Here is a 21,542-nt window from a genome sequence, read left to right as displayed (position 1 = left end):
CCGCAGTGTCGACGCCGTTTCGAAGCAGACACTCACTTACAAAGGAAGGCTCCGTCCCTAATGGGACGGAGCCTTCTCAGAAGGGCCGATCGCTGGCCGCTAAAGTGGAGACATCGCATTTGCGAGTCCAACTTTCGGGGACCAGTTCAGGGTTTCCTGGGGCCGGCTTTTGAGTAACCGGACAAATCATCCGGGGCATAACTTCCAGAGCAGCAAGAGCAGGAGTACAGCATGAAAGGCAAATTTCTTTTCGGCACCGGTCTCGCGGCAGGTTTCGTCCTCGGATCCCGCTCCGGTCGGGCTGCCTACGAAAAACTCAAGACCCGGGCAACCGGCCTTTGGGATAGCAAGCCGGTCCAGGACCAGGTGGCGGCCGCTACCGAGGCGGTCAAGGAAAAGGCCCCCGACCTGTCCGGCCAGCTCAGCGAGGCCGCCCGTCGCGCCGCCACCGTCATCAGCTCCGCGGTTCACCGGGACGACACGGCCTCCGGCTCTGCAGCGTCCGTGAAGCCTCCGGCCGCAGCCGGCACCCCGTCCGACGGCGCCGTCCCCGCCCACAGCACCCACCCTGAGACAGCGAACCTGGGGACGTCCGGTGGTGCTCACACTTCCGTGGACTCCGCGCCCGATGTCCGCTCCGATCCGGCTTTGAACGATGAGACCGGTCAGGACTGGTCGGATGAAGGCGGCGCCACGCCTGCCGGCCCGGCCACCAACGTGGACCCGGAGAAACACTGACAGCTCCGGCCCGGGCGGCCACTAACCCTCCTTCGCGGCAGGAACGCCGCCCAGCACGACGGTGGCGTCCAGTTTCCGCGAGCCGAACACACGGCCGGAGAGCCCGCTCCCGGCGAGAATCTTGACGGTCTGCGGCGCCTGCCGCCGGCTCGTTTCGATCAACAGATGGCCGCCCGGCGCCAGCCACACTGGCGCCGCGGCGGCTATTCGCCGTTGCAGCTCCAGCCCGTCGGGGCCGCCGTCGAGCGAAACCCGCGGTTCGTGCAGGCGCGCCTCCGGCGGCATGGTGCCGATCATTCCCGAGGGAACGTAGGGCGCGTTGACCGCCACGAGATCCACCCGGCCGCGGAGCCGCTCGGGCAGCGGATCGAACAGGTCGCCCTCGTGTACTTCTCCCCCCAGCGGGAGCAGGTTGCGCCGCGCGCAGGCGGCGGCAGCGGGGTCGACGTCGGCGGCGTGAAGCTCGAGCGGCCCGGCTGCGGCGGCGAGCGCGGCACCGACGGCACCCGAGCCGCAACAGAGATCCACGACCACTGGCCAGCGCGGCGCCGGGCGGGCGCTTAGGAGCCGCGCCGCGCACTTGACGAGGTACTCGGTCCGGCGGCGTGGCACGAAGACCCGGGGGTCCACCAGGATGCGGAGGCCGCAAAACTCGGCCCAGCCAAGCACATGCTCCAGCGGGAGCCCCGAGACCCGTTGGCGGACAAGCCCGTCGAGTTCCGCGCCGGCGGCGGCTGCTGCTTCCAGCAGGACCGCCTCATCTTCGGCGAAGACGCAGCCGGCGGCGCGGAGCCGCCCGACCAGCTCGGGCCGCGGTGTGGCGCGAGACTCCATGGCATCATCCCTTTCCACCGAAGCTGCAGTCAGCAGGTCCTGGAAGCCCCATGCTATCCAAGCGGAAGGGCGCCGCCGGGCGCGCGGGCGCCGGGGTCGGGCCTGCAACCTCGCCTTGGAGCCTTCCGGGCTACGCCTCAGCCTGCCAGGCGGAGCGGGGGCAGCGTCCGGGCGGGAGCGAGCCTGGCGGCGAGTTTGTGCGCCGCGACGGCCGAGGGCCGCGCTTCGGGATCCATCGCGGTCATGGCCGTCAGCAAGGACACCCAGCCCGTACCGAGTTGGGCGGGGATTTCCGGGGCGCGGAGCGTCCGGGCTACGAGCGACTCGACGGGCGTCCCGGGATAGGCCCGGACACCCGTGAGGCACTCGAGCAGCACCAACCCGAGTGCATAAATATCGGTGGCAGCGCGGAGGGGCTGGCCGGAGGCCTGCTCCGGGCTCATGTAGTGCACCGTGCCTGACGACTCGCCGGGTGCCGGTGCCGTGCCGGCCGGAGTGGCGATGCCGAAGTCGGCGAGGCGCACCGGGGATCTCCTTAGCGCACTGAGCAGGATGTTGGCGGGCTTGATGTCGCGGTGTACCAGTCCGTGCCCGTGGACGTGGCCGAGGCCGGACAGCGCGGCGGCTGCCCAGCCGGCCACCTCCGCAGAGCCGGAGTCGCCGCCGCGGATCCGTTCGGCCAAGTCTCCGCCATGTGCGAATTCCTCGACCAGGAAGGGCCGGCCCGCCCACGGACCATCGCCGGGGACCGTGCCCGCGGCGATGAAGCTGACAACTGAGGGGTGATCCAGGGACGCGAGGATTCGCGCCTCGGCGTGGATCCGGCCCGCATGTTTCTCGGATGGTCCCTCGGCCACCTTGATGGCCACCGGGCGGTCGTTGACCAGGTCCGTGCCACGGAAAACGGTGGCGGTTGCGCCCCTGCCCAGCAGTTCGTGCACCTGGAACCGGCCCCCGGGGGCGTCCGGTAGTGGCAGGATCGTGGCGTTGAGGCCGGCGCCGGTGGTCGTGGCCTCCGGACGGATGGCCGCGCCCGCGGGTAGCGTCACCGCCGTCGTGGCGCTCACGAAAGGGCGGCCAGCGAGTGGCGGGTGTGGACGATGCCGTCGAGCTGGAACCCGCAGGAGCAACGCCACACGGGCGGCAGTGGCGCTGAATCAGTGCCGGCGTCGAAGGAGTAGTCCGTCCTGGCGCCAAGGACCGGGGCGGTCCATCGCATCGGGGTGCCGCAGTGGCGGGGCGCCTGGCCAGCCGGGTCCGACGGCAGCGTGGGAACTACGACGTCCTGCCCTGCGGCGGACCGGCGGGCGGCCAGCTGTGCCACACCGGCCCCCGGGGTTCCGGTGATCGTCAACACTTTAGCCACGACTCCTCCACACACGCTCATCCGACAGTTAGTAAGCCTACATACGACTTAGTAAGCATACATATCACTAGGTCAACTAGCTAGTTTTGTATCCGGCAGTTTTGTGCGAGTTCGATGTCCTGCTCAGTGGCGTCGCGCGGGGCCGTCCAAGGCCTCGGTCATGCGCTGCAGGAATCCCACAACGACCCGGCTGTCCTCGGCACTGAGCTCTTCCGCTACGGCCAGCATCCGACGATGCATGTCGCCGAGCGTGGCCCGGACTTCCGCGTCGGTGCCCGCCGTCGGAACGATCACCAAGGAACGCCGGTCGGTGGGGTGCGGCTCGCGGCGGACGTGTCCACTGCCCACGAGCCGGTCGATCAGTGAGGTGGTGGACGCGGTGGTGATGCCCAGGCGGCGGCTGAGATCCTTCGGCCCCACCTGCTCCCCCGCCGACTGGGCGCGTAGCAGGTACCGCAGGGCCAGCAGGTCGGTCTCGCCCATGCCCATCGAGTCCCGGGTGGCCTTACGGGTGGCCACCTCGGCGGCGCGGTAGTTCCGCAGGGCGTGCAGCACGGCCGAGGCGGGATCCAGCCGGCCCTCCGGGCCATACCAGTACCCCGAGCCTGCTGCGCTGTCCGAGTTCATCCGGCAATCCTAGCCCGACTGATAACTAGGCTGTCGTGCTATCTGTGGGAAACCCTGCACGAGGAACCCGCCGGGATGCATAAAAACCCCTGGCCTCCTGTCGCCAGGATGCCAGGGGTTTCTCCACTCTTCGCTAAAAGAGTGGGCCCTGTGGGGATCGAACCCACGACCCACGGATTAAAAGTCCGATGCTCTACCAACTGAGCTAAAGGCCCCGGCCGACACCGTCAACGGCAGAGAATTCCCCCGTAAGACGGGCACGTCGGCCCAGTCCATTTCTGAACGTTAACACTGTACCCCAGACCCGGGCAGGCTTTTTCACCCGGCCCGACACGCCGGCGTCGACCGGCTCCCCGCAGCCGTCCCGGCGGCACTCCGGTGTCCTGCCGGCCGCCGGGACCATCCTCGATTCCCGGAATACACAGGAGTAGCGTGGTGGCATGAACGAGCAAGCAGGAGCCAGCAGCCCGGGACCGCACCGACACCACAAGCCGAAGCCCTTCGCGCCGCTCGACTTCGAACCGTTCGCCGGCGGCGCCGATCCGGCGCGAGTCTCGGAAGCCGCACACCTCGCGGCGCAGGCGCTGGTACGCCGCGGCCGTGACAGCGACGACCCCAAGATCACCCGGCGGCTGGTCAAGCTCGCGGATGAACAAGGCCTCGATGCCATCGCCGAGATGTGGGCGGAGAGCCCGGCGCGCTCCCTCCCCGGCGCCCTCTGGCGGCTCTACGCCCTCCGCGCCGTGGCGATCCGGGATCCCGAACGGATCTCGGTCTACTTCCGGGCCGGCAAGGACACCGCGCAGGTTTCCCACGTGGTAGCCGGCGCCGCCGAGCCTCCGGGTGCCGAGGAAATGAAGTCAATGGCGGACGCCATTCTGTCCGGGGCGTTCGACGGCGACTTCGACGTCGCGCTGGAGCGCTCGGCGGCCTTCTGCCGGGTGGTGGCGTTGGGCCAGGCCACGCTCGCCGACAGTGCGGAGCACAGCAACGCGAACCACGCCAGCAAGCTCACGCGGAATTCGCACCTCCTGGTGAAGACCGCCGAGGACTTGGAACACGCAGCGAACGCTTGGCGGCTGGGCGAGCTGGACTAGGGCCTTTTGTGCGCGCACGGCCCGGGAATCCGCGAATTTAGCGCGGCTCTTCGGTACTGTCAAGACGCACGCCGGGCCCGCACTGTCAATGTTGACTTGGTCCCCCCGACGTAGAAAACTAAAAGCGGTGCCGAACCGCGAAACCCCCGGGCTTCAACAATTAGCCGCCTAGAGCGGCCTACCGCCGAGAGGCGTATCCGGTTCGGCACCATTTTCATGTCTCCGGCCGGGCAGCGGGCGGCGGGTCCCGGCAGTTCGAGTCCGGACGGTAAAGTAATGTATATGCGCGGGTCATCGTCACGTTCCAGGGCCGGCAGACAAGCCCCGTGTAAGCCTCGTCCGGAGACCGGTAACCCCACGTGAAGCTACGCCTTTTCCCCCAGGAGCCCGTCGGGCTGAACCTGCTGTCCCAGATGGCCCACCAGATAGTCCTGGGCACGGGAACGTTTGCCGAAATCCTCGGCGCCCCCGCGAGCGAGCATCCGCGTCTCGTGGAGGACATGCACAATCACGAGGCGAAATCGGCCGAGCTGCACTTTGCCCTCCTGACGCACATGCGGACCAGCTTCCTGAACCCGCTCCCCCGCGAAGATATGTACGGGCTGTCCCGCTACCTTAACGAGGCGATGGAGAAGCTGGACGCCGCCGCGGACCTCGTCCTCCTGTACAAGCTGGAGCGGCCGCCCAAGCGCGCGGCCGAGCAGCTGGAAATCATCAGCCGGCAGGCCGAGCTGACGGTCGACGCCATGCGCAAGCTGAACGACCTGGATGACCTGGAGGACTACTGGATCGAGATCCTCCGGCTTACCAAACGGGCGGAACGCACCCACCGGGTCTGGGTCGCGGACATGCTCAAGGACATGAAGTCGGCCCAGTACGCGCGCCACCGCGACGTCGCGGACCAGCTCGTGGACGTCACCAAGGACATGCGGCGGATCGCCACCCAGGTGGGCAGCATCATCGTCAAGGAATCCTGAGGGTGACCATCGTTTTGTTTGCCCTGGTGGTTCTGTTCGCCGGGGCGTTCGCCTTTCTCAACGGTTTCAGGGACGCTTCGTCCTCGGTTGCCCTCGCCGTCCGGACGCGGGCCCTGACTCCCACCGTGGCGGTTCTCCTGGCCGGGTTGTTCAACTTCATCGGCGCCGGGCTCAGTGCGGGCCTGGCGTTGGCGGTCAGCCGGGCCTGGGTGGTTCTTCCCTCCGGCGGGAACGGCCTGACCATCCTCATCGCCGGACTGCTCAGCGCCGTGCTCTGGGGTCTCTACACCTGGTGGCGCGGCATCCCCTCCTCCTCGACGCACGCGCTCGTGGGGGGCCTCGCCGGCGCGGCCGTCGCCAGCGTGGCGGTGGGCCACCCCGGCGTCGCGGGCGTGGACGAGTCCCTGCTGTTCCAGGTGGCGTTGCCCCTGCTGCTGTCCCCGGCCATCGCGTTCGCGGGCGCCTACCTGCTGGTCTGGCCGGCCACCTGGGCGGCGCGCTACACCCCGCCGAACGTGGTGAACACCAGGTCGCGGCGGGCCCAGGCCATCGCCGCGGGCGCAGTCGCGTTTGGCCACGGCCTGCAGGACGGCCAGCGCACCAGCGCCGTCGTGATCCTAGCGATGGTGGCGGCGGGGCTGCCCGACGGCGGTTCCATTCCGGCCTGGGTGGCCCTGCTGACCGCCGGCATGCTGACCGCGGGCACCCTGGCGGGCGGCTGGCGGATTGCCTACACCATCGGGTATCGGATGATCCGGATCGATCCGTTGCGCGGCTTCGTTGCGCAACTGTTCAGCAGCGCGCTGCTGCTGGTTGGCGCGATCGGGCTGTACTGGCCGATCTCCACCACCCATACCGTGACTTCTGCCGTGCTGGGGGCGGGCGCCAACCAGAGGTACCCGGCAACCAACCGGAGGGTGGTGCTCCGGATCCTGGCCTTCTGGACTCTGACCCCGCTGGTCACCGCCGCGGCTGCCTTCGTGCTGGGACTCGCCCTGTCGCCCCTCACGGGCCTTTAGGGACTCGTCGGTTGTTCCCAGCGCCGGGTTTGGCGGGCGGGTTTATCCGAAGCGTCCCGAGACGTAGTCCTCGGTGGCCTTCACGGTCGGGTTGCTGAAGATGGTGTGGGTGTCGCCGTATTCGATCAACTTGCCGGGCTTGCCGGTACCGGCGATGTTGAAGAACGCGGTCTTGTCCGAGACGCGGGCTGCCTGCTGCATGTTGTGGGTCACGATCACCACGGTGTATTCGTCCTTGAGCTCGTTGATGAGGTCCTCAATGGCGAGCGTGGAGATCGGGTCCAGCGCGGAGCAGGGCTCGTCCATCAGGATCACCTGCGGCTCCACGGCGATGGCGCGGGCGATGCAGAGGCGCTGCTGCTGGCCGCCGGACAGTCCCGAGCCCGGCTTGGCCAGTCGGTCCTTGACCTCGTTCCAGAGGTTGGCGCCGCGCAGCGACCGCTCCACGAGTGCATCAGCCTCACCCTTGGACATCTTCTGGTTGTTCAGCTTTACGCCGGCCAGCACATTGTCGCGGATCGACATGGTCGGGAACGGGTTGGGCCGCTGGAAGACCATGCCGATCTGCGATCGCACCGTGACCGGGTCCACGCCGGGACCGTAAAGGTTGTCGCCGTCGAGCAGCACCTCGCCTTCCACCCGGGCGCCAGGGATGACTTCGTGCATCCGGTTCAGGGTCCGCAGGAAGGTGGACTTGCCGCAGCCGGAAGGGCCGATGAAGGCCGTGACGGACTTGGGGTCAATATTGATGTTGACGTCCTCGACGGCAAGGAATTTGCTGTAGTAGACGTTCAGGTCTTTGACGTCGATGCGCTTAGACATGCGGTTCCTTCACTTGTGGAGATGGAGGCGGGTGCCGGCGGCCTAGCGGCCGGTCTTCGGGGCGAAGATGCGGGCCACCAGGCGGGCGCCCAGGTTGAGCAGCATCACGAGGATGATGAGGACCAGGGCCGCGCCCCAGGCACGCTGGTCGGAGGGACCCGGGTTGGACGGCGAGGTCGGGTTGAGGATCTGCGTGTAAATGAAGGTGGGCAGCGAGGCCATCCAGCCGCCAAACACGTTGTTGTTGATGGACGTGGCGAACCCGGCGGTGACCAGGATCGGGGCGGTCTCACCGATCACCCGGGCGATGGCGAGGGTGATGCCGGAGGCGATGCCCGAGATCGCCGTCGGGATCACCACCTTGAGGATGGTCCGCCACTTGCGCACGCCGAGGGCGTACGCGGCTTCGCGCAATTCGTTCGGGACGATCTTGAGCATTTCCTCGCTGGAGCGGACCACCACCGGGATCATCAGCACGGAAAGCGCGACGGCGGCAACGGCTCCGGTCTTCGTGCCCGGGCCGACGACGGCGAAGAAGAACGCCGCGGCGAACAGGCCGGCCACGATCGAGGGGATGCCGGTCATCACGTCGACGAAGAACGTGATGGCGCGGGCCAGGGCCCGATCTTCGCCGTATTCGACCAGGTAGATCGCGGTGAGCAGGCCAACCGGGACAGAGATGACGGTGGCGAGCAGGGTGATCTGCACGGTGCCCACCAGCGCATGGTAGATGCCTCCCACCACGGGGGCGCCTGCGTCGACGCTCTTGTTGTCGAACGCGCCGGTGACGCCGTTCATCGACGTGCCCAGGAATCCGGGGTCCAGCAGGCCCGGCAGGCCCTTGACCAGTACGGTCCAGATCACCGAGATCAGCGGCAGCAGTGCGATCAGGAACGCGCCGACCACGAGGCAGGTGGCCAGTTTGTCTTTGGCCTTGCGGGAGCCTTCCACGGCTGCGCTCCAGCCGACCAGCCCGGCTGCGAAGAGGATTGCGGTGGCGACGCCCCAGCCGAAGGCGTTGAACCCGATCAGGGCCAGAATGGCGGCGCCGATGACGAGCGCCAGGGCCAGCACGATGTAGGGCGCGGCCTTGGGCAGCTGGCCCTTGGTCAGGGCGGAGCGCTTACGCACCGGGGTCAGGGTGGAGGTCATTTTAGTTGGCTCCCGAAAATTCTTTGTGCCGGGTGATGATCCACCGAGCAATCATGTTCACGCCCAGCGTGATGACGAACAGCACCAGGCCGGCGGCGATCAGCGTGCTGACCTTCAGGCCGCTGGCCTCCGGGAAGTTCAGGGCGATCTCGGCGGCGATGGTCTGGTTGCCCGATGTGATGAGGCTCGCCGTGAGGGCGCCGGAGGAGAGCACCAGGGCGACGGCCATGGTCTCGCCCAGGGCGCGGCCCAGGCCCAGCATCACGGCGCTGACGATGCCGGGGCGGCCGAAGGGCAGCACGGCCATCCGGATCATTTCCCAGCGGGTGGCGCCGAGCGCGAGGGCCGCTTCCTCGTGCAGCTTGGGGGTCTGCAGGAAGATTTCGCGTGTCAGCGAGGTGATGATGGGCAGGACCATGACGGCCAGCACGATGCCCGCCGTCAGGATGGTCTTGCCGGTGGCCGAGGCCGGGCCCTGGAAAATCGGCAGCCAGCCCAGGTTGTTCGCCAGCCAGTTGTAGAGCGGCGAGATTTCCTTGGCCAGGAACGCGGCACCCCAGGCGCCGTAGACCACGGAGGGGATGGCGGCCAGCAGGTCGATCACGTAGCCGAGGCCGGAGGCCAGTCCCCGCGGGGCGAAGTGCGAGATAAAGAGCGCGACGCCGATCGCGACCGGCGTCGCGATCACGAGCGCGATCGCGGCGGCGATCAGGGTGCCGATGACGATCGGCCAGATGTAGGCGAAGAAGCCCTGGCCGCCCTGGATCTTGTCCGGCGACGCCACGAGGGCAGGGATAGCCTGGACGACAAGGAAGAGCGCCACGCCGAAGAGCACGGCAAGGATCAGGCACCCTGCGGCCAAGGTGGCTCCAGAAAAGACTTTGTCGCCGGCGCGGCCGGCGCCCCGGGACTTGGTCAGGGAGGTGGTGGTCACTTCACGATCCTTCAGCTTCGATCTGCACCGGCGGCCAAGGGGATCTCTCCGGGCCATTGGCGGTGAATCTTTTGGTACTTCGGACAAACGCCTAGGTTCCCTGCCCCGGGCGGACGGTCAATAACCGCCTTTTCGGAACAGGGAACCTAAGTCAGGCTGGTGTTTCCACTATGCCTTAGTAGCGCAACAGATCCCTAGGCCTTGGCCTTGATGGTTGCAATGGACTTCTGCGCCTTGTCCTGCAGGGTCTTGGACAGCGGCGCGGACTTGGCGGCGTCGGCTGCGGCCTTCTGGCCGGCGTCGGACGTTACGTAGTTCTCGAAGGCCTTGACCAGGTCTGCGGTTTCCTTGGTGTCGTAGGTGCTGCACACGACGTGGAAGGAGACGAGCACGATCGGGTAAGCGCCCTCGATCGTGGTCTTGCGGTCCAGCTTGATGGAGAGGTCGTTGGCGTTGCGGCCGTCGACCGGCTTGCCGGCGTCGACAGCCTTGGCGGCGGCGTCTGCGGAGATCTTGGTGAACGAACCGCCGACCTTGATCTGGGCGATGCCGAGCTTGCCGCTGACGGCGGAGTCATCGGCGTAGGTGACGGCGCCGGGGGTGTCCGTAACCGTCTTGACGACGCCGGAGGTGCCCTTGGCGTTTTCGCCCTTCAGGGACGCGGGCCAGATGCCGGAGGACTTGTCGGTCCAGACCTCGGGCGCGGCGGCGGCGAGGTAGTCGGTGAAGTTGGTGGTGGTGCCGGAGTCATCCGAGCGGTTCACCGGGGTGACCTTGAGGTCCGGCAGCTTGGCGTCCGGGTTCAGCGCGGCGATGGCCGGGTCGTTCCACTTGGCGATCTGGCCGCGGAAGATCTTGGCCACGGTGGGAGCGTCGAGCTTGAGCTCCTTGAGGTCGGGCAGGTTGAACGCGACCGCGATCGGGGAGATGTAAACCGGAATGTTCAGGGCGCCGTCGGGGCCGCACTTGGCCTGGGCGCTGGCAAGCTCAGCATCGGTCAGGTAGGCATCGGAGCCGGCGAACTGCGCCGAGCCGTCGATGATCGCCTTGCGGCCGGCGCCGGAGCCGTCCGGGGAGTACTGCACGTTGGCGCCCTGGTTGGCGGAGGAGAAGTTGGTCTTCCACACGTCCATGGCCGCACCCTGCGCGGAGGAACCGATGCCGGTCAGCGTGCCGGTGACCTTGACCGAGGAGGACGGCGCTGCCGACTGCGCGGTGTTGGTGGCGTTGTCGGAACCGCAAGCGGTGAGCGCGAGAGCGCCGGCTGCGATGACAGCGATGGCCGAGTTGCGGCCGAAGCGTGATGCCTTCACTAGATGTACCCCTTCCAGGGTTATTCAGATGCGTGCCGGACCGGAGACGTCCGAACAATAAGACGGTGGATACGGTTTGTACCTTTATCGAAGTTAGGTGTCCCAAGTGAAGAGAACTGTGGTCCAAAGTGAACGGCAGGTTAACTACTCCCGACCATTCGCCAACATCTGACGGGTTGCTGTTGCGTTAGCTGCGTCACAGTCGTAGGGGCTCCGCCGTGCGGCGCGGTCCACTGGAGCCAGCAAATAGACTGGTGGGCATGGCCTCCGCTACTGGATTCACCGCAAGCGCACGATTCCTGCGCGGCCGGGCCCGCACCGGTTTTATCCGGAGCCGCAAATCGCTTCTACCCGCCGTCCAGATGACCGCCTGCGCCGTCGGGGCCTACGCCTTCGCCGAGTACGTCCTGGGCCACACCGGCCCCTTGTTTGCCGCGACCTCCTCCCTGATTGCCCTGGGCTTCTCCCGGGATCCGCGGCTGCGCCGCGTCGTGGAGGTGGGCCTGGGCTGCACCCTCGGCATTGTGGTGGGCGACCTGCTGCTGAATTGGCTGGGTGCGGGGATCTGGCAGGCCGCCGTCGTGCTGCTCTTCTCGATCCTACTGGCCCGTTTCCTGGACAGCGGGACTATCTTCACCACCCAACTCGGCCTGCAGTCCCTCCTGGTGGTGCTGTTGCCGGCCCCGGCCGGCGGCCCCTTCACCCGGAGCCTCGATGCCGTGGTGGGCGGCGTGTTCGCCCTGGTGGTGACCTTCCTGATTCCCAAGGATCCGCGGCGCGAACCCCGCAACGACGTCAAGAAGCTCCTGCATGAACTGGCGGAGGTGCTGCGGGAGTGTGCCTCGGCCCTGAGCCACAGCGACTCCACCCAGGCCTGGCATGCGTTGATCCGCGGCCGCAACTGCCAGCCGCTGGTCGATTCCATGCGCCAGACCCTGCGTTCCTCCGGTGAGGTCGCCACCCTGGCCCCGGCCTACCGGCGCTACCGCGACGAGCTGGACCGGCTGGCGCAGTCGGTGGACTTCATCGACCTCGCGCTGCGCAACAGCCGCGTGTTCGCGCGCCGGCTCACCAGTGCGATCAACCACGCCGCGCTCTCGGACGAGGCCACCGAGAACATTGCCGAGGTCCTGCAGGAGACGGCGGCCGCGATCGATGAACTGGGGCTGGGCCTGGCAGAGGTGCACGACGGCGCCCGGCGAGCCCACCTGCGCACCGCGAAGGTGGAGTTGAGCGAGACGGCCGGCCGGCTGCACCCGCGGCTGCTGGACGTGCAGCGGCTCGAGGGCGAAACCGTGGTGATGCTCTTCCGGCCGCTTATGGTGGACCTCCTCGAAGCCACCGGGATGGATCCGGATGAGGCCCGGGACATGCTGCCCTCCCTATAGCGGGGCCGGCATAGCGGGGCCGGCGCTCGGGAGTACTAGACGCAGGAGCGGTCGTAGTCCAACCCGCCCGAGACGTATTGGGTCAGGGATACCTGGCCGCCGCCGGTGAGCGCGGTGTCGGAGCATTTGCGTCCGGCCACGGCCAGGGACTTGGCGCCGGCGAGCCAGCTCGGCAGTGCATAGAGGTTGCTGGAAGACGGCACCGCCCCGACGATTTGGTCCCACTGGCTTCGGGTGGAGTAGAGGCCCGTTCGGGCTCCAATGCTGGCGTAGTAGGCTGCCATGCCCTCGAGATCCGCGCGGTTCGCCAAAGTGTCCGTTGACCAACTGCTGCCCGTCTCGACGTCAAGCCACCATGTGTAGGACGACGGGTTGTTCACGCCCCTGATGTTGGCGTCGTCGTAGGCCTTCGCGAAACCGTACATATACGAGCAGGCGGGCCCGTAGGATCCCTGGTTGCAGTCCCCGTACGGGTTGGTCACGGTGGTCCCGCCGTAGGTGTTGCTGGTGGGCCACCATGATCCGGACGCGCCGGGATTTGCGGTGTTGACGTACAGGGCGACCAACGGCTGGCCCGTGCCGCCCTTCGACGTGCCGGCCCACGTCAGCTGTGTGCTGAGGCACGGGTTTGTGGTGTTGGCCAGGCCGTTGTTCACGCCGACAATCCCGAAAGCCTGGCCTTTCGGCAGCGCCTTTCCGCACTGCGGCCACGACACGTCGTTGCCGGGCCCCGGCTGGGTGGCCGCCTCGGCCGGCAGGGCCACCAGCGTCAGCAGAGCTGCTGCGGCGGCGACCAGGAGGACCCGGAAGCGCCGCGGGGAACCAGTGTGCATACGAGGGGACATCGTCGGCCTTCCGGTTGGGCCTTCCTAGCGAGACAGAATCCCAGCATGAACGGAACCGTCGTCCACGGTCAAGGCTTTGCCGCACCCGCCCGCAGTCCGGACTTGAGCCGGCGGACCCTCGAACGTCGGTGCCCCCGGTTAGGGTGGAGCAATGGCAACAAAGACTTCCCGTGCCGTCAAGGCACCGGGCTATAAGTGCGCGGAATGCGGCTGGACCACTGTCAAGTGGGTGGGCCGGTGCGGCGAGTGCCAGGCCTGGGGCACCGTGGAGGAGACCGGCGGCGCTGTGGCGCGGACGACGGCGGCGACCACCGTCCTGGAGCCGGCCCGCCGGATCGCTGACGTCGATGCCACCACGGCCGCATTCCTCCCCACCGGCGTGGACGAACTGGACCGGGTGCTCGGTGGCGGCCTGGTCCCCGGCGCGGTCATCCTGCTGGCCGGCGAGCCCGGCGTGGGCAAGTCGACGCTGCTGCTGGACGTCGCCGCCAAATTCGCCCGCACGGCCCAGGACGTCCTGTACGTCACCGGCGAGGAATCGGCCGCCCAGGTAAAGCTGCGCGCGGACCGGATCGACGCCGTCGCCGAATCGCTTTACCTGTCCGCCGAAACGGACCTCGGCCAGGCGCTGGGACAAGTGGAGAAACTGGAGCCACGGCTGCTGATTGTGGACTCGGTGCAGACGCTGAGCAGCGCCGACGTCGAAGGCAGCGCCGGCGGCGTCTCCCAGGTCCGCGAAGTCGCGGCCTCCCTGATCGCCGCGGCCAAGCGCCGCAATATGACCACCCTGTTGGTGGGGCACGTGACCAAGGACGGCTCCATCGCAGGCCCCCGCCTGCTCGAGCATCTGGTGGATGTGGTCTGCCAGTTCGAGGGTGAACGGCATTCCCGGCTGCGGCTGCTGCGAGCGGTCAAGAACCGCTACGGCCCCACCGACGACGTCGGCTGCTTCGATCTGAACGAGGACGGCATCGTGGGCCTGGCCGATCCCAGCGGCCTCTTTGTCTCGCGCACCAAGGACCCGGTCTCCGGCACCTGCATTACGGTGACACTGGAGGGCCGCCGGCCGCTGCTGGCCGAGGTCCAGTCCCTGCTGGCCGAAAGCGCCAACGCCCAGCCCCGCCGGGCCACCAGCGGGCTGGACAGCTCGCGGGTAGCCATGCTGCTGGCTGTGCTGCAGCAGCGCGCCGGCTGCCTGCTGCAAAAAGATGACTCCTACGTGGCGACCGTCGGCGGGGTGAAGCTCAGCGAGCCGGCCACGGACCTGGCAGTCGCCCTGGCGGTTGCCTCCGCCAAGGCCAAGAAACCGCTGCCGCAGCGCCTCATCGCCTTCGGCGAGGTGGGCCTGGCAGGGGAAGTCCGTCCGGTGCCCGGGATCAACCAGCGCATCCAGGAAGCCCACCGGCTGGGCTTCACACATGCGGTAGTGCCCGCCAGCCCCAACGGCCCCGGCCCGGTCCCGGCCGGTTTCTCGGTCCGGGAGGTCAGCCACCTGACGGAGGCCCTTAGCCTGCTGATCAGCTGACGACGGCGCCGCGGGGCAGTTCGGCCCGGTGTCACCCGGTGCCGCCCGGAACCGGTGTCGTCCGGAACCGGTGTCGTCCGGAACCGACGGCGCCGCGGAACTCTGGCGCTCCCTGCCCTGCGGGCGCACCATTGGATCAGTAGCTTCCACTGGCGAAGGGACCGGTCATGATGTGGGGGTACGGGCAGAACCTGTGGTGGATGTGGCTTTGGGGCATGCTGCTGCTGCTCGGCATCGCGGTGCTCGTCCTGCTGGCGATCCGGGTATTTGGCGGCACCGGCCAAGGAGCCCAGGGGCACGGAGCCGCCGGCCCCGCCGGCCTCTACGGCCAGCCGGGACTTCCGGGCCGCAACGCCGGCGCCGCCGGCGGCAGGAGCCAGGCCCGGCTCATCCTCGATGAGCGCTTCGCGAAGGGCGAGCTGACGGCGGAGCAGTACCGCGCGAATGTGACGGAACTTGGCGAAGGCCCCTAGCGCGCCGGCGCGGCCCGCGGAGCGTAAAGATGCCCATGGATGACATTGAGGCTGCATCCTCCTTCGGACGCTCGTATGCCCGCCTGGGACCGAAGATGGACGGCCGCGGCGCCTCGGCCCACCGCCGGCGGCTGCTGGCAGCGGCGAGCGGCGCCGTCGTCGAAATCGGGGCAGGTTACGGTGCCACGTTCCCGCTCTACCCGCCCGCGGTATCGCAGGTCCTGGCACTCGAACCGAACCCCACGCTCAGGGCGCTGGCGCAAGCCGCCGCAGCCGCAGCCCCGGTGCCGGTCACGGTGCTCCAGGGGGCGGGCGAATCGTTGCCGGCGGCGGACGCTTCGGTGGACGCCGTGGTCTCCAGCCTGGTGCTGTGCAGCGTGGCCGACCCGTCCGCCGTCCTGGCCGAAGCCGTCCGGGTCCTCAGGCCGGGCGGCCTGCTGCTGTTCTACGAGCACGTCCGCTCAACACACCGCTTGCTGGGAGTCGCCGAAGACCTCCTCACACCGCTCTGGAGCCGGCTGGCCGGAGGTTGCCACCCGAACCGAGACACTCCGGCCGCCGTCGTACGGGCCGGCCTGACCATACGGTCACTGGACCGCTTCGGCTTTTCGCCCCTGCCGGGCAACCCACCGCTGGCCCATGTGCTCGGAGTGGCGGTCAAAGCCGGGCCGCCCGGCCCGGGCGCCTAGGCCTTCTTCGGCGGCAGGGCCAGCCGGAAGATCTTGGCCCAAGTGGAGCCCACCTGCTTCCAGATCGGGCCGGTGGTGTACGGCAGGCCGTACCGCCGGCAGACATCCTGCACCTTGGGCGCCACCTCTGCGTAGCGGTTGGATGGCAGGTCCGGGAAGAGGTGGTGCTCGATCTGGTGCGAGAGGTTGCCGGTCATCAGGTGCATGAACTTGGAACCGGAGATGTTGGCCGAGCCGATCATCTGGCGCACGTACCAGTCGCCACGGGTCTCACCGTCCACCATTTCTTCGGTGAAGGTGTCTGCCCCGTTCGGGAAGTGGCCGCAGAAGATCACTGCGTGGGCCCAGACGTTCCGCACCGCGTTGGCCGTAAGGGTGCCGTAGAGGGCCTGCTTGCCGGAGCCGGTGAGCATGGCGACGGCGGGCGTGGCGGCGTAGTCCTTGGTGAACTGCTTCAGGGCCTTGCGGCCGAGGGCCTTGAGGTCCTTGGTGAGGGCTTGCTTGGACTTCTTGCCCTCTTTGAAATCTTGGAGTTCAAGATCGTAGATCGCGATGCCCCATTCGAAGACCGGGGCGAGCAGTGCGTTATAGAGCGGGTTGCCCAGGTTGAAGGGCGTCCATTCCTGCTGGGGGTCCATGCGCAGCAGGTTGTACCCGATGTCGTTGTCCTTGCCGACGACGTTGGTCCAGCGGTGGTGCAGGTCATTGTGGGTGTGCTGCCAGGCACGGGCGGGGGTGACGAAGTCCCATTCCCAGGTGGTGGAGTGGATGTCCGGGTCCCGCATCCAGTCCCACTGGCCGTGCAGGATGTTGTGGCCCAGCTCCATGTTTTCCAGGATCTTGGCGAGGCTCAGCATGGTGGTGCCGGCGACCCAGGCCGTCTTATTCTTGCTGACCAGCAGCGCCGCGCGGCCGGAGATCTCCAGGCCACGCTGGATTTTGATCATGCGGCGGATGTAGGCGGCGTCGGAGGCGCCCCGTTTGGCGAGGATTTCGTCGCGGACGGCATCGAGTTCGCGCCCCAGTTCGGCGACCTGTTCGTCGGACAGGTGTGCCGCCGCAGGCGGCCGGAGCAGGGGGCTCCCCGTCTCGGCGAGTGCGCCGGGCCGCTTCTTGACGCCCGGGACGGAGGTCCCGGCGGGGGCGGCGCTGGCGCTGCCTTCCTCGGCGAGATCAGGCTTGTCTGCAACTGTGGTCATCTGATGGTTCTCCTCAGAGGTCGAGGTTAACGGGCCCGGCGGCTGCCGAGACACACGTCTGGATTAGTTGGCCGGGCTCGCCGTGCACTTCACCCGTCCGCAGGTCGCGGATCTGGCCGGCGCGCAGCGGGATGAGGCAGCTGTGGCAGATACCCATCCGGCAGCCGCTGGGCATCAAGACCCCGGCGTCCTCGCCGACGTCGAGCAGGGGGGTCTCGCCGTCTGCTTCGACTTCACGGTCGGAGGCCTCGAAGGTGACGAGTCCGCCGTCGTGCCCCTCGCCGCCGGCCAGCGTGGTGCTGAAGCGTTCGATGGTCAGGTTCGCGGCCGAGGCGTCGGGGTCGGCCGCTTCGGCTGCCCACAGCGTCTCGGCGTCGTCGAGGAATCCGGCGGGGCCGCAGGCGTAGGCGGCGCGGCCACGCCAGTCCGGGCACAGCCGGTCCAGCGCGTCGGCGGCGCCGAAGTCCAGCCGCCCGTGTTCGGCGCTGAACCAGTGGGTAACTTTGAAATTCGGGAACTGGTCGGCCAGTTCGGCCAGTTCTTCGAGGAAGATGGCGTCTGCCGGGGTCCGCGCCGTGTGGATGAGGACGACGTCGGCATCCGGGCGGTGCGGGACCAGCGTGCGGATCATCGACATCACCGGGGTGATGCCGCTGCCGGCGGTGAGCATGAGCAGCGGACGCGGGTGCTCCGGCAGGACGAAGTCTCCCTGCGGCGGTGCCAGGAAGAGGACGTCGCCGGGCTTGGTGGTCCGGACCAAGGTGCCGGAGACGGCACCCATGTCGGTCACGGTGATGGCGGGGTCCTCGCCGGCGGGCGCGCTGAGCGAATAGGACCGCCAGTGGCGGACACCGTCGAGTTCGACGCCGATGCGGGCCCACTGGCCGGCACGGTGTGCTTGCCAGCCTCGGCCGGGATGAAAGAAAATGGTGGCGGAATCGGCCGTTTCGGGGACCACCCGGGTCACCACCCCGCGCAACTGGCGGGCAGAAAACACGGGATTGAACAGCGACAGAATGTCTTCTGGAGCTAGCGGGGTGGTCAGTAGAGATGCGGCGCGCGCCAGCTTACGGAGCCGGATCATTCATCAATCCTATGTCAACAGGCGCCATAATTCTTCACCCAAGGCATACGATCGACTCAAGGAAACTATCTCCACACAACAAGTATTTGGATTCCCACCATGGACGCATCCCCCACCGGAAACCCCGGTTACCCCGCCTATGACCCGCCGTGGCTGGCGCTGCCGAAAGAAGTCAGCGACATGCTCCGGCCCAGGATGCCCGGCATTGTGGAGGCCATCATTGAGGCCGTGCCACAGTTGGTTCCCGCCTACGCACGGCCGATCGAGGGCCGCTTCGGGCGGGGACTCCGGCGCGGCGTGGCGACGGCCCTGGACCGCTTCCTGCAACTCCCCGGGACCACGCTCCCGGCCCTTTCCGTGGAGAGCCGTCAGCTCGTGGCAGGACTGGGCAGCGGGGAGTTCCGGCAGGGGCGGAGCATGGATGCGCTGCTGAGTGCGTACCGGATGGGCGCCCGCGTCACGTTCCGCGAGATGTCCAAGGTCTCGGTTGAACACCATCTCGGCCAGAACGTGGTGGTGGATCTGGGCGAATCGATTCTGGCGTACATCGACGAGCTGTCCGCGGTCAGCGCCGAGGCCTACGCCTTCGAGCAATCCGAACGCGCCGGGGCGGTGGACCGGCGCCGCACCGAACTGCTGGACCTGCTGCTGCTGGGGCAGGCGGACGAGGCGGCGCTGCGCCAGAGCGCGGCCATGGCGGACTGGTCGCTGCCGCAGCGCATGTCGGTGGTCACGCTGCCGTTGGACCGCGCCGCGGGGCTGCGATTGCGGCTGGGCCCGGGAACCCTGGTGATTGAACGCGAGACCGATGCCGTGGTGCTGGTCCCGGCACACAAGTCCAAGTCCGCGCGGAAAGACCTGGAGAAGGCGCTGCGGGGCCGCGGCGCCTCCGTGGGCCCGGCAGGCGGCTGGGAGAAGGTTCCTGACTCCCTGCGGCTGGCCGTGCTGGCGGCATCGGCCATGCCGCTCCGGGACCGGCCGGAGGACCCGCCCATCTGGGCGGACGAACATCTCGCGGCAGTGATCCTCGGCGCCGAGCCTTCCGCCATCACCGAGCTGGCCAACCGCCGCCTCGCACCGCTGGAGGGCCTCAGGCCGGCGCAGCGCGAGCGGCTCGCCGAAACCCTGCTCTCCTGGCTGCGCCACTGGGGCCAGCGTGCGCCGGTGGCCGCCGAGCTGGGCATCCATCCGCAGACCGTGGGCTACCGGGCGGCCCAGCTGCGGGAATTGTTCGGGGACGCACTCGAGGACCCGGAGGCGCGGTTTGAACTGGAGCTCGCGCTGCACGCCGGCAGGCGTTAGCGTACGATCCGCTTACGGATTCCTACAGCCACGCGACGGCGGGGTAGCGGATGAGAGCCCCGATCATCGGCGGCCTCGTCAGGCCTAGCTCTCCGGCTGACCGCTCTCCGGCAGCGTTCTGAGCGCCAATAAGTGTTCAGCGAGGGCAACTTCCGGTTGACCGGGGTGTGCTTCCACGAATGCACGCAACTGCTTCCGGGCAGCGGCTCCCTCGGATCCGGATCCGGACATTACAGCGTCGATGATGGCCTGGGCTTGTTGTCGGATTACCGGCACATCTGGGTCGGTGCCGTCACCCTGGGCCGTTGCCCAGTCGGATTCAGCCTCATCGCGGTCCGGGAGCGGCACGGGGTTCGCCGGCATCTGATTGTCTGTTCCTGTCCCAGTTGACCCGAATACTCAGGCACCGTAGTCGGCGGAGGCGGTATTCAGGTCGCGGACGCTCAGTGCCGTGGCACGACCCTACAACGGCCAGGCAAGTTTCTTCTACCGCGGAATCGAATTTCTTGCATGGGCAACGACATAGCGGAACTGACGAACGATCCAGACCGTTGACCGGGCCATGGCGGCCTGTGGGCTCAGCTGGCGATCGCCTCGCGGCTCTGCAACCGCATCTCGAGGTCGTTCATGACGATCGCGGCCAGGTCCTCGAGCGTCCGGGTGTCCTCCGCGGTGAACTCGCGCGGCTCCCGGTCCAGGATGCAGAACGTGCCAAGGTTGAAGCCGTCCGGGGTGCGCAGCGGAACACCGGCGTAGAACTGCAGCCCGAACTCCCCCGCCACCAGCGGGTTGGAAAGCGTGCGCACGTCCCTCGCGGCGTCCTCAACGATCCAGGGCCCGTCCTGCAGGATCGCCGAGGCGCAAAGCCCGGGATCCCTGCCGATCTGGGTGACATCGGTGCCATGGTGGGCCTTGAACCAGATCCGGTCATGGTCCACGACGCTGACGATCGCAACCGGAACAGAAAACAGTCGGGCCGCGAGCGCCGCGATCCGGTCGAAGACACCGTCCTCGGGGGTGTCCAGGATCCGGTAACGCTCGACGGCGCGCATCCGGCCTTCCTCGTCATTCATCGCGGCCATATGGTTCTGCCGGTGCCGCCCGGCGCCGTTGATGACTTCCTGACGCAGGGCGAGGGAGACTTCCCGGGCCTGCGGCCGGTCCGCCGGATCGCGCGAAAGCATGGAGGACAGCAGCGCCACCCACATCGGGGCCAGCTCCTCCGGAATCTGAGGGTCGTGGAGCAGCCGCGCAACGGCGGATTGCACCGGCGCGCCGGGGTAAGCCATCCTGCCGGTCAGCCCTTCGAGCAGCACGAGCCCCAGCGAGTAGACGTCGCTGGCCGGCCCGGCTGGTTCGCCGGCCGCCTGCTCGGGGCTCAGGTAGGCCGGGGTCCCGGAAGTGCCGTCGTCGTCCGAACGGTTGTTTCCCAGGAGGGAGGCGACGCCGAAGTCGGTCAGCTTGGCCCGAGGCCGGCGGTCCTCGTTGCTGTAGTCCACGAGCAGAATGTTGCCCGGTTTGATGTCCCGGTGCACGATCCCGTGGTGGTGGATGTAGGACAGGCCGTCGGCAAGGTCGTAACCGATGTGGGCCATATGCGCGGCGGAGAGCGGGCCCTGGACGGCCCGGTGCCGCAGGTCCCGCCCGCGCACCAGCTCCATCACAAGGTAGGAGATCCGGCAGTCCGGGTCACTCAGGTCGGCGCCGGCGTCCAGCAGCGTCACCAGGGCGTGGTGGTTCATGCCGGCGAGTATCCGCACTTCCTGGCCCTGCCGGCGGGTGTGTTCAAGGTCGTCCGCGTCATTGCGGAAAACTTTGACTGCCACTTCCCGCTGGAGGRGTTCGTCGTGGGCGCGGTAAACAGTCGATTGGCTTCCCCTGCCGATAGGGGACGCGATCCGGTACCGGCCGCTCAGCAGAAAGCCGGATTCCACAGTTATTGTCAACGGGTCTTCTTGTTCCCTACATTCGGGTCCGCACTTCGAATCCGGCGGATCATTCCTTACCGGCCGGGTCGGCAGGCGCCCGCAAAGTTAGCAAGGTTACTTATGGTACCGCGGAAAGCGGATTCAGGAAGACCCCGCGGCGGGAATTTTGGGCACGTCGCCGACGTGCCGCCAGCCCCCTTGGCCGGCCCGGGAGGCCGTCCCGGGAGCCC

The 21,542-nt window shown here is 67.9% G+C and carries 21 protein-coding genes and 1 tRNA gene; 9 read left to right on the top strand and 13 right to left on the bottom strand.

The genetic code is table 11. The annotated features are described in order from the left end of the window. Window positions 1-231 precede the first annotated feature (231 nt). Window positions 232-738 (top strand): hypothetical protein, encoded by a 507-nt coding sequence (locus AC1DGI_RS16710; protein ID WP_476899628.1) that lies wholly within the window; start codon window positions 232-234, stop codon window positions 736-738. A gap of 21 nt (window positions 739-759) precedes the next feature. Here AC1DGI_RS16710 and AC1DGI_RS16705 read toward each other — a convergent pair whose 3' ends face one another. The 5 genes from AC1DGI_RS16705 to AC1DGI_RS16685 all read right to left on the bottom strand — a co-directional run bounded on the left by AC1DGI_RS16705 (window position 760) and on the right by AC1DGI_RS16685 (window position 3,780). Beyond that, window positions 760-1,572, bottom strand: a complete 813-nt coding sequence (locus AC1DGI_RS16705) for a putative protein N(5)-glutamine methyltransferase (RefSeq protein WP_476899627.1) — start codon at window positions 1,570-1,572, stop codon at window positions 760-762. A gap of 137 nt (window positions 1,573-1,709) precedes the next feature. Then, the gene (locus AC1DGI_RS16700; protein WP_476899626.1) at window positions 1,710-2,639 is read right to left on the bottom strand and encodes a serine/threonine-protein kinase; all 930 of its coding nucleotides are present in this window, start codon (window positions 2,637-2,639) and stop codon (window positions 1,710-1,712) included. Beyond that, a complete protein-coding gene (locus AC1DGI_RS16695) occupies window positions 2,636-2,938 on the bottom strand; it encodes a hypothetical protein (protein WP_476899625.1) in 303 nt (100 codons plus the stop codon). Before AC1DGI_RS16695 ends, AC1DGI_RS16700 begins: the two co-directional genes overlap by 4 nt. A 123-nt stretch (window positions 2,939-3,061) precedes the next feature. Continuing rightward, window positions 3,062-3,565, bottom strand: a complete 504-nt coding sequence (locus AC1DGI_RS16690; protein ID WP_476899624.1) for a MarR family winged helix-turn-helix transcriptional regulator — start codon at window positions 3,563-3,565, stop codon at window positions 3,062-3,064. Between the two features lie 142 nt (window positions 3,566-3,707). Continuing rightward, a tRNA-Lys gene (locus AC1DGI_RS16685) sits at window positions 3,708-3,780 on the bottom strand. Window positions 3,781-4,005: 225 nt separating this feature from the next. Between AC1DGI_RS16685 and AC1DGI_RS16680 the strand changes: the two genes are divergently transcribed. The 3 genes from AC1DGI_RS16680 (at window position 4,006) to AC1DGI_RS16670 (ending at window position 6,658) form a co-directional block, all read left to right on the top strand. Continuing rightward, window positions 4,006-4,662, top strand: a complete 657-nt coding sequence (locus tag AC1DGI_RS16680) for a hypothetical protein (protein ID WP_476899623.1) — start codon at window positions 4,006-4,008, stop codon at window positions 4,660-4,662. 359 nt (window positions 4,663-5,021) lie between these two features. After that, on the top strand, window positions 5,022-5,639 hold the full coding sequence (locus AC1DGI_RS16675; RefSeq protein ID WP_441399644.1) for a DUF47 domain-containing protein: 618 nt from the start codon (window positions 5,022-5,024) through the stop codon (window positions 5,637-5,639). 2 nt (window positions 5,640-5,641) lie between these two features. Then, window positions 5,642-6,658 (top strand): inorganic phosphate transporter, encoded by a 1,017-nt coding sequence (locus tag AC1DGI_RS16670; RefSeq protein ID WP_476899622.1) that lies wholly within the window; start codon window positions 5,642-5,644, stop codon window positions 6,656-6,658. 42 nt (window positions 6,659-6,700) lie between these two features. Here AC1DGI_RS16670 and pstB read toward each other — a convergent pair whose 3' ends face one another. From pstB to pstS, 4 genes are all read right to left on the bottom strand, one after another. Then, window positions 6,701-7,480: a phosphate ABC transporter ATP-binding protein PstB gene (gene pstB / locus AC1DGI_RS16665; protein WP_441399642.1), complete on the bottom strand. Its 780-nt coding sequence runs from the start codon at window positions 7,478-7,480 to the stop codon at window positions 6,701-6,703. A gap of 42 nt (window positions 7,481-7,522) precedes the next feature. After that, window positions 7,523-8,632 (bottom strand): phosphate ABC transporter permease PstA, encoded by a 1,110-nt coding sequence (pstA, locus tag AC1DGI_RS16660; protein WP_441399641.1) that lies wholly within the window; start codon window positions 8,630-8,632, stop codon window positions 7,523-7,525. 1 nt (window position 8,633) lies between these two features. Then, window positions 8,634-9,566 (bottom strand): phosphate ABC transporter permease subunit PstC, encoded by a 933-nt coding sequence (gene pstC / locus AC1DGI_RS16655; RefSeq protein ID WP_441399640.1) that lies wholly within the window; start codon window positions 9,564-9,566, stop codon window positions 8,634-8,636. A gap of 194 nt (window positions 9,567-9,760) precedes the next feature. Further along, window positions 9,761-10,879 (bottom strand): phosphate ABC transporter substrate-binding protein PstS, encoded by a 1,119-nt coding sequence (gene pstS / locus AC1DGI_RS16650; RefSeq protein ID WP_476899621.1) that lies wholly within the window; start codon window positions 10,877-10,879, stop codon window positions 9,761-9,763. Window positions 10,880-11,139: 260 nt separating this feature from the next. On the opposite strand from pstS, the gene AC1DGI_RS16645 reads away from it, so the two are divergent. After that, window positions 11,140-12,267, top strand: a complete 1,128-nt coding sequence (locus AC1DGI_RS16645; RefSeq protein WP_441399638.1) for an FUSC family protein — start codon at window positions 11,140-11,142, stop codon at window positions 12,265-12,267. 35 nt (window positions 12,268-12,302) lie between these two features. On the opposite strand, the gene AC1DGI_RS16640 is transcribed toward AC1DGI_RS16645, so the two are convergent. Further along, window positions 12,303-13,100: a glycoside hydrolase family 25 domain-containing protein gene (locus AC1DGI_RS16640; protein WP_441399637.1), complete on the bottom strand. Its 798-nt coding sequence runs from the start codon at window positions 13,098-13,100 to the stop codon at window positions 12,303-12,305. 163 nt (window positions 13,101-13,263) lie between these two features. Here AC1DGI_RS16640 and radA point away from each other — a divergent pair, with 163 nt between their 5' ends. From radA to AC1DGI_RS16625, 3 genes are all read left to right on the top strand, one after another. Further along, window positions 13,264-14,637: a DNA repair protein RadA gene (gene radA / locus AC1DGI_RS16635; RefSeq protein ID WP_476899620.1), complete on the top strand. Its 1,374-nt coding sequence runs from the start codon at window positions 13,264-13,266 to the stop codon at window positions 14,635-14,637. Between the two features lie 167 nt (window positions 14,638-14,804). Next, a complete protein-coding gene (locus AC1DGI_RS16630; protein ID WP_441400808.1) occupies window positions 14,805-15,110 on the top strand; it encodes an SHOCT domain-containing protein in 306 nt (101 codons plus the stop codon). A 35-nt stretch (window positions 15,111-15,145) separates the two neighbouring features. Further along, window positions 15,146-15,799 carry a class I SAM-dependent methyltransferase gene (locus AC1DGI_RS16625; protein ID WP_441400810.1) on the top strand — a complete coding sequence of 218 codons (654 nt, stop codon included), beginning with the start codon at window positions 15,146-15,148 and terminating at the stop codon, window positions 15,797-15,799. On the opposite strand, the gene AC1DGI_RS16620 is transcribed toward AC1DGI_RS16625, so the two are convergent. Both AC1DGI_RS16620 and AC1DGI_RS16615 read right to left on the bottom strand, forming a co-directional pair. Continuing rightward, a complete protein-coding gene (locus AC1DGI_RS16620; protein ID WP_476899619.1) occupies window positions 15,796-16,998 on the bottom strand; it encodes a fatty acid desaturase family protein in 1,203 nt (400 codons plus the stop codon). The two genes, AC1DGI_RS16625 and AC1DGI_RS16620, sit on opposite strands and share 4 nt — an antisense overlap. Window positions 16,999-17,011: 13 nt before the next feature. Continuing rightward, window positions 17,012-18,082, bottom strand: a complete 1,071-nt coding sequence (locus AC1DGI_RS16615) for a ferredoxin reductase (RefSeq protein ID WP_441400814.1) — start codon at window positions 18,080-18,082, stop codon at window positions 17,012-17,014. A gap of 99 nt (window positions 18,083-18,181) precedes the next feature. Here AC1DGI_RS16615 and AC1DGI_RS16610 point away from each other — a divergent pair, with 99 nt between their 5' ends. Next, window positions 18,182-19,384, top strand: a complete 1,203-nt coding sequence (locus tag AC1DGI_RS16610; RefSeq protein ID WP_476899618.1) for a PucR family transcriptional regulator — start codon at window positions 18,182-18,184, stop codon at window positions 19,382-19,384. Window positions 19,385-19,962: 578 nt separating this feature from the next. On the opposite strand, the gene AC1DGI_RS16605 is transcribed toward AC1DGI_RS16610, so the two are convergent. After that, window positions 19,963-21,318, bottom strand: a complete 1,356-nt coding sequence (locus tag AC1DGI_RS16605) for a GAF domain-containing serine/threonine-protein kinase (RefSeq protein WP_476899629.1) — start codon at window positions 21,316-21,318, stop codon at window positions 19,963-19,965. Between the last annotated feature and the right edge of the window lie 224 nt (window positions 21,319-21,542).

The sequence above is a fragment of the Arthrobacter sp. 05N428_2 genome (genome assembly GCF_056397065.1).
This window is presented reverse-complemented; position numbering and strand designations above follow the sequence as displayed.